10 protein-coding genes are annotated in these 7185 nt (G+C 42.9%); 5 read left to right on the forward strand and 5 right to left on the reverse strand.

The features are described from left to right. The 3 genes from ACT3R4_RS18050 to ACT3R4_RS18060 all read right to left on the reverse strand — a co-directional run. Nucleotides 1–467 (reverse strand): hypothetical protein (locus ACT3R4_RS18050; RefSeq protein ID WP_496201274.1); only part of this gene is annotated, 467 nt, incomplete at its 3' end. Nucleotides 468–512: 45 nt separating this feature from the next. Continuing rightward, nucleotides 513–878: a hypothetical protein gene (locus ACT3R4_RS18055; protein WP_444622356.1), complete on the reverse strand. Its 366-nt coding sequence runs from the start codon at nt 876–878 to the stop codon at nt 513–515. Next, a complete protein-coding gene (locus ACT3R4_RS18060; protein ID WP_444628447.1) occupies nt 865–1227 on the reverse strand; it encodes a hypothetical protein in 363 nt (120 codons plus the stop codon). The genes ACT3R4_RS18055 and ACT3R4_RS18060 overlap by 14 nt, the downstream gene beginning before the upstream one ends. A 637-nt stretch (nt 1228–1864) precedes the next feature. On the opposite strand from ACT3R4_RS18060, the gene ACT3R4_RS18065 reads away from it, so the two are divergent. Together ACT3R4_RS18065 and mobV are read left to right on the forward strand one after the other, a co-directional pair. Next, nucleotides 1865–3373: a tyrosine-type recombinase/integrase gene (locus ACT3R4_RS18065; protein ID WP_496201275.1), complete on the forward strand. Its 1509-nt coding sequence runs from the start codon at nt 1865–1867 to the stop codon at nt 3371–3373. Between the two features lie 161 nt (nt 3374–3534). Continuing rightward, nucleotides 3535–4524, forward strand: coding sequence for a MobV family relaxase (mobV, locus tag ACT3R4_RS18070; RefSeq protein WP_496203802.1), 990 nt, complete (start codon nt 3535–3537; stop codon nt 4522–4524). 11 nt (nt 4525–4535) lie between these two features. On the opposite strand, the gene ACT3R4_RS18075 is transcribed toward mobV, so the two are convergent. Together ACT3R4_RS18075 and ACT3R4_RS18080 are read right to left on the reverse strand one after the other, a co-directional pair. Beyond that, nucleotides 4536–4715, reverse strand: a complete 180-nt coding sequence (locus tag ACT3R4_RS18075; protein WP_496201277.1) for a hypothetical protein — start codon at nt 4713–4715, stop codon at nt 4536–4538. Nucleotides 4716–4724: 9 nt separating this feature from the next. After that, on the reverse strand, nt 4725–5336 hold the full coding sequence (locus ACT3R4_RS18080; protein ID WP_496201278.1) for a hypothetical protein: 612 nt from the start codon (nt 5334–5336) through the stop codon (nt 4725–4727). A 939-nt stretch (nt 5337–6275) separates the two neighbouring features. Here ACT3R4_RS18080 and ACT3R4_RS18085 point away from each other — a divergent pair. From ACT3R4_RS18085 to ACT3R4_RS18095, 3 genes are all read left to right on the forward strand, one after another. Continuing rightward, complete coding sequence (locus ACT3R4_RS18085) at nt 6276–6608, forward strand: transcriptional regulator (RefSeq protein ID WP_444622744.1); 333 nt, start codon at nt 6276–6278, stop codon at nt 6606–6608. Beyond that, nucleotides 6601–6891, forward strand: a complete 291-nt coding sequence (locus tag ACT3R4_RS18090) for a helix-turn-helix domain-containing protein (protein WP_444622745.1) — start codon at nt 6601–6603, stop codon at nt 6889–6891. Before ACT3R4_RS18085 ends, ACT3R4_RS18090 begins: the two co-directional genes overlap by 8 nt. A gap of 143 nt (nt 6892–7034) precedes the next feature. After that, a complete protein-coding gene (locus ACT3R4_RS18095; RefSeq protein WP_496201279.1) occupies nt 7035–7115 on the forward strand; it encodes a hypothetical protein in 81 nt (26 codons plus the stop codon). Nucleotides 7116–7185 lie beyond the last annotated feature (70 nt).

Genomic DNA, 7185 nt, shown 5'->3' on the forward strand with positions numbered 1-7185 from the left:
CTTTCGTCTTGCGTGGGGTCGAGTCCAGCTAGGTATTCATCCAGTCCGTCTTCGTGGAAATGGTCACGAATGGATAGGCTGACCTTATTCATCCACTCATAGCCACCGATTAGGTAGGCGCACTGTGTCACCAAGCCGGTCAACTGGTCGCGCAGCACAAAGGCCAAGGTTTTATAGTGATGGCTATCAGCGCGTTCCAGGTACGCGCTATCACGCCAATCCTGTAATGCACTGGCCATCAGGGGCCTAAGATAGGGTTCATGCTCACGGTAAAAAGGATTTGCGGGCAGCTCGATAAGCGCTTCCCAGAACGTGCGTATCAGCACGCCGTCGGTAACAGGCTTGTCTTTATCGATTAGATCATCGAGCGTTTGGGAAATACGAAACAGCATCTCGCAATATTGCGCGGCCGCTTCATTATTACGGAGTACGCCACGTAAAAACGTAGCTTCATTCTGACGGGGCATGCAGCACCTCACGGTGGGGCAATTTAAAGGATAATTGTAGCAGGGTTAGGGCGTTAGTTGCTCTTTGAATGCGGCAACGATGCGGTGCATCTCTGCTGGCGTAGCGGCATTTCTAATGTCTGCTTTCGCTTTAATTCGTTTTACTTCGATAGCGTGAGCGTGTTGCTCCCAAACCTCACGTTGCTGAATTACAGCCGCCGCTACAGTTGTTACTTCGACGCCGGTAGCCGAAGCTTCCGCCTCAATTAACGGTCCATAACCGTTAACCGCTTCGATCAATTTGCGCTGGTATATAGTTTCCTGTGCGGGATCAACGTGCCGCGCCTTAGCGGCTTCACTATCCACGAGAGCCAGGTAGTGACCTTCAGCATCCCTGCGGCTAATAAAAGTGTGTGCTTTAAGAGTGGTCAACAGTTACCTCCAACACTTCGTCCAAATAGTCGACCCGGCCACTAAGCGCAACCTGATAGATGCCCGGCACGTCGTATTCAATTACAAGCGGTTCGTCGTCAGTAATTATCGCCATTCCGTTTGTTTCAACATTCAAACCAGAAGGAAGTCCCGACATAGTCAAACTTAACCCATTGATTTTACTTCTTATCATTATTTTTTGTTTGGCTTTTATTTCATCATTCGATATGTCGATATAGTGAGTAGTATCATGAACATCCTCTTCTTCAGGAACTTCGATATACCGGAATCCACCAGTTATAACTTGCAAAATTTCTCCGGTTTGCTTGGCAACGGCATATTTAGGCATTAGCGATTGTCCTTGAGTGTAAGAGTACGGATGAAGCGTTGGTACGCATGGAACTGGAGCCCTCCGCCAGAAGTGCCATTTAGACGTAATTGTAGGATGAAAGTACGCCCTACGGTCCGCGCGGGGAGGACGATGGCAAAGGTATTTAGGCCCGTCCCAACCCGAGTCTGGTACCGCGTCGACTCACTGCTGCCGATCCATTCCTGGAGCCGCACTTCAGGCGAGTACCCGCCGTTGGCAGTCTGAAGAAGCACCGGATGCTGACGAGCAAGGATTCGATGCGAGTACCAATTTGCAGCACAGCGATCGGAGAACCACAGAGGTTTATTTGCGAGCCAAGAAGGTACTTCGAGTCAGCACCTTAGGGGCCGAAGAATTCATTTCTGATTAGACATTAGTCTATTGTGCACTGGTCTAGCCTGAGCTGTATAACGGTAGGTGTTCCCCTCGTTATACTTTCGCCCTTTTTTCGTACCCAGAAACGAAAAAAGGAACCAGCTAAGCAGCTGATTCCTTTCGAATAATGGCGGAGGGACAGGGACTATCCGATTCGTCTTTTAACCTGTTGAAATGCTTGATATACGGCGGTTTTCTGCTATTTTGGGACAAATTATTGGGACAAATAGCGGGAATCACAATGGCAGAAAATCTACTGCTCAAAGGGTCAACCTGGCACGTTCGTCTTGAACTGCCTGCTGATGTACGACATGCATTTGGAAATCGTAGGAAGCTAACGAAATCGCTCAAGACTGGAAGCAAAGCAGAGGCACACGTTAGGAAGCTACCCATCCTTTCGGAGTGGAAAGCCCGTATTCGCCAAACACGGCGAGGTGTCGAGCACGACGACTTTGAGAATGAGTTGCATATTCATCAAAGGGGCGGTCTAGGTCTCAAGAAGCTATATCAAGACATTTTGATGAATCACGTTTACGGCACCTCTGAGTTCACAAAAAAAAACGTCATAAGCAACAATCAACTATACAAAAAGCACCTTGCTTTTATTTTCGAAAATGATGCTAACGGTCTGAAAAAATGGAACGATAAGCTGGACGAGATAGAGAACCGCTTCCCCGATGACAAAAGAGCTAGTGCTGAGCTTGTGTTGGAATATCAGCAAATCAGCCAAGACATCGGCAATCTCATAAATCACTGGGGGTTTAAAGATAGGGGGTTCAGTGAAAAACAGGCTGACGAGTTAATTAACACGATAAAAAATCCAGAAAATTTTAAGCCAAAATCTCCCTTCACATCCCAACGGCTTGAAGCCTTCGCTAAGCACCAAGTGGAAATCAAAGGCTTGGCTCAAAAAACTGTTGATACCTTCACATCAAAGCTGAAAGTGCTTAAAAATTACCTTGAAAGCGAAGGTCTTGAATTATCATTTGAAAGCTACCAGCAGTTTCTAGATGGCTTGAATGTAAGCACAAAAACAAAGAAAAACCACATCCATGCAGGTTCCAGCTTTCACAAGTGGGCAAGCAAGTATGACTCAGACTACAAGAGCCGATACGACACAAGAGACAATCCTTTCCTCGGCCATGAGTTGCCAAATGACAAGAAGAAAGGCAAGAAAAAGGAAGAGAAACGACTAGCCTTCAAAACTGAAGAAGTAAAAAAACTGTATGAGTTCGCTATATCGAAGCGAAAGCACCAGGTGGCCTATGCTATCAAAATAGCGGGTTTAACGGGCTGTCGTATCGAAGAGGTATGTAGACTCACAAAAAGCCATATCGTGGCTGAAAACGGGGTTTTAAGCCTTTATATTGAGGAAGGTAAGACAGATGCGAGCATCAGAAAGATACCCCTGCATTCGAGTTTAAAGCCACTTATCGACCAGTTGGTTAAAAATGCCGACGATGGCGGTTATTTAATCCATAGCCCTGGAGGCAATAAATACGGCATACGTTCCGACTCTATCAGTAAAGCATTTGGGCGAATCAAGCGAGAGCTCGGCTATGATGCTCGCTATGTGTTTCATAGCATTCGCAAGACAGTCATCACGTCATTACAGCATAACGACGTTAAACCTCTTGTTATCGCTTCAATCGTCGGGCATGAGACTGGCACAGTTACATTCGACATATATAGCGATGGTGCGAGTGCAAAACAGAAGCTGGAAGCAATAAACACACTTTCAGCAATCTAAATATTAGTGTGCTATAATGTAGCCAGCACCTTTTCAAGGTGGACTCACTCCCCTTTAATGTATATACACCGTTCCGGCATATATACATTAAAGGCATCCTTCGGATGGTGAGTTTTCGCTAAAGCGAAAAATATAAAATAATAAAAATGGAGGACATGGATATGTCTAAATATGCGATATTGAGAATACAAAAATTAAAAACGATACAAAACGTAGCTGGTAGCGGTTCACACGTCTTCAGATTGAGAGAAACACCAAATGCTGATCCAACACGAAAGAATGAAAATCAAACCTTGGTTGGCGATGATTCAAACTTACTTCACCATATGGTTCATGACAGAATCGAGAAGGGAGGCACAAATGCGAGAATTAGAAAAGACAGTGTAAGAGCCATAGAGTTTATGCTTACTGCATCGCCCGAATGGTTTGAAAATGCTTCCAAAGAACAGTTTGAGAAATGGCAGGAAGCCAACATAAACTGGCTGAAAGAAAAATATGGCGAGGCCAATCTTGTCAGTGCCGTGCTTCATGTTGACGAGCAGACACCCCACATACATGCTCACATAGTGCCCATAACCGCCGACGGTAGGCTTTCAGCTAAAGATTTTATCGGTGGTAGCAAGCACAGATTACAAGAGCTACAAAGCGATTATAGTGAGTCTATGAAGCAATTTGGTTTAGAAAGAGGTTCAGAAAAGAGCATTGCTAAGCATCAAGATATAAAGACTTACTATAAAAACATAAACGATGCTAAAAGAGAAAAAGAAAAAGTTCCAAAGATTGATAAGCCACCTCTTTTGAATCGAGATGAATATCAGAAAAAGATGCAAAGAAGAGTTTCGAAACTAGCGAAAAGTGCTAAGCACTTGAAGTATGAATGTAAAAGATTATCTCAAAATTCAAACATCAAAGCTGTTGAAGAAGCTGAAAGGAAAAGAAAAGAAGCAGAAGAGCAACAGAAGAAACTTTCAGAAATGTGCAACAAGCTACTCGATCAAAAATCAAAGATAGATGCTGAATATAACAGATATAAAGAGACCGCTGAAAAAGAGCTGTCAGCTAAAAATGAAGCTAATCAGCGACTAATCGAGAAGAACAAAAGGTTGAGAGGAAAGCTAGAAAAAAAGAACGTCAAAACTTTCTCTATGTAAAGAAAGGGGCATCATTCGCCCCTCATATTAAGCATTTCTTCTTTCAATAACTCATTCTTGCTTTCAAAAATGGCTTGCTTGTTATAATACACAAAGCCATTTCCTTCTTCCTTTAGCACAATACCATCTTCAATAACTTTGGAGGTGTCGATTGGTTTTTCACTGAATAAATCGCAGAGTAAACTTTCCATACCACCACCTTAAGCTACTTTTTTAGCAGGTGGCTTTAAATAGTCTTTATCAACTTCGAAAGGATCTTTTCTAAAGTTTGAATGACAACCAAGATCATCAAGTTCCCAGATAATTTTTCTATGGAAGTTTACATCTTTTTTCCACAAAATGCGGGGAGAAATTTCAATTCTCTCGAAAGCTGAGCCTGACTTTTTAAAATCTATAATATGTAGCTCTTTTAGTTTTTTGAAAGACTTTGAAACTGCTGTTGGATCAAGAGCTAGCTCTTCCGCTATCGCTTTTTGTGTTTTTTTTACTCTGTTCATATTTACAACGTTATGCTTAGAAACTCTGTCAGTTAAATAGTTGTATATAGCATTGTCTGTATTATTTATAAGCCTAGTTTTTAAGAATAAAATTTCTTTTTCTATATTTTTTTGCTCATCTGAGTCTAGCGATGCTTTCTTTTTTTCTTTCAAATCGAGTATTTTTTTTCTAATTTTTGTTTCGTATGTTTGTAATCCCATACTGTATCCTCCTTTATTTTGACCGTAAAGATAAAAGCCTCTATAAAAACCACCTAATTTATTTACTTCATCTTCACTATTGTTATTCTCTTTTTCTGTGTTATAATTATTCATATAAGGTTTCCTTATCGTTAAAAAATAAAGTTCAAAGCACTCTTAGCGGGAGTGCTTTTTTATTATACCACAAAAAAATAAAATTGTAAGCCTTACAAGATAAAATGTAAGGCTTACAAGTCTAGTTTTCTACATTTTCAGCAGAATTACTTGAAGATTAACTTTTTTAAAAAACGACCTATTTATATAGTCTTCTATGCTGTGAGCATATTGTAAATCTTTCAATTATTCTTGAAAGTCTTTCAAGTCATGATTTTGATATATCAAGCAAAACTACTAGAGAAATAGGTTTTTTCAAAATCGACCTATTTATATAATCTTCTATGAGCCATTTTTTTTGTTGAAAACCACACCCAGCCCGCCTTGGCGGGCATTTTTTTGTTTTCGACTTTACCGCCCTTGCGGGCTCTCGCTCGCTTCGCTCACTCACTGCGGGGCTTCGCCCCTTGGCTATTGAGTAAGGAAGTTTTGGGCTTTATCTGTCGTTAGCCTTTTTGCTTAGTGGTAATAGCGACCCATCACGGCTAGAAGGCTATCAAAGCTCGCCTAAGCGGTTTTGTGTGTGAAGGTAGGGAAACGGGCAGGGTTGAGCTAGGAAACGGCTCAAGACCGCTTTTATACGGGGTAGGTTTTGGGACAAATTGTTGGGACAAATCGACATAAGAAAAAGCCCGTAAGTCATTGACTCACGGGCTTTTTTTCATAATGGCGGAGGGACAGGGATTCGAACCCTGGATAGGCTATTAACCTATGCCGGTTTTCAAGACCAGACTACAAACGCCTTTTTTCTATTTAATATCAGCTAGTTAATTGCCATTAGTATAACGATTAACCGTTATACTAATGGTTTTTCTCCTGATTACCCACCTCCTTCCCCCTTCAAGCAGTTACCCGTTTCTCTGAATTCTCCCTCTCATTATAGTTGCACAAAGTGCGTCAGTGACGCACAATTACACCATGTACACTATCGCTGAAACCGACATCTTCAAGACAAGTGCTAATTCACTATTACGTGAAGACGAACGAATTGCATTCTTTGAGTGGCTAGCCAAAAACCCTGAGGCTGGTGACGTTATCCCAGGTTCGGGCGGATGTCGTAAAGTCCGCTGGAAGCTTCACGGAAAAGGCAAAAGCGGCGGTGTACGTGTTATCTATTACAACTGCTTACCGGATGGAAAGATTTGGCTTCTGGTGATCTATGCCAAATCAGTGCGTGGGAATATCCCCTCTCATATCCTCAAGCAGATTAAAGAGGAGATTGAAGATGCATAGTAATGACTTTATGACTGGTGAAGAGCTTGGTAATACACTCCTGGCCTCCATACGCCAAATGAAGCAAGGCAAGCCCGCTCGCGAAACTCAAGTAGAAGTACCCAAAGCCGCAGAAATTCGCCATCGCATGGGCTTATCGCAGGGGGAGTTCGCCAAACTATTGGACGTGAGCCCCGGCACCCTTCGTGGTTGGGAACAAGGCCGTCGAGTCCCTACAGGTACTGCACGTACACTGCTTCGAGTAGCTGAGAAGCATCCTGAAGCGTTGACTGACCTTTCCTAGAAATTTCGTACTAGCCCCCGCCTGGGGGCTTGCGAAGTGGCAGTATCATTTGAGTTACCGAAACCATTTTTTCAGAGCCAGTGGCAGAATTCAGCTGCGATCAGCGTAAGTCATGCGGTCAGATGAGTTCGTGTGAAGAGGCGATGTTTCATCTTCTCCAGTGCGGAAACGGGCGTCTGGACGGCAATAATAACGGTGTGCCATGCCAATCGATATGCCGCTAATGCCTTGTTTATTGTGCAAGGCATACACACCTGAACCCAATGCTATACGGATAGTATGAAGGCTTTTACG

It is taken from the genome of Halomonas sp. AOP7-E1-9 (genome assembly GCF_052376035.1).
GTDB lineage: Bacteria > Pseudomonadota > Gammaproteobacteria > Pseudomonadales > Halomonadaceae > Vreelandella > Vreelandella citrativorans.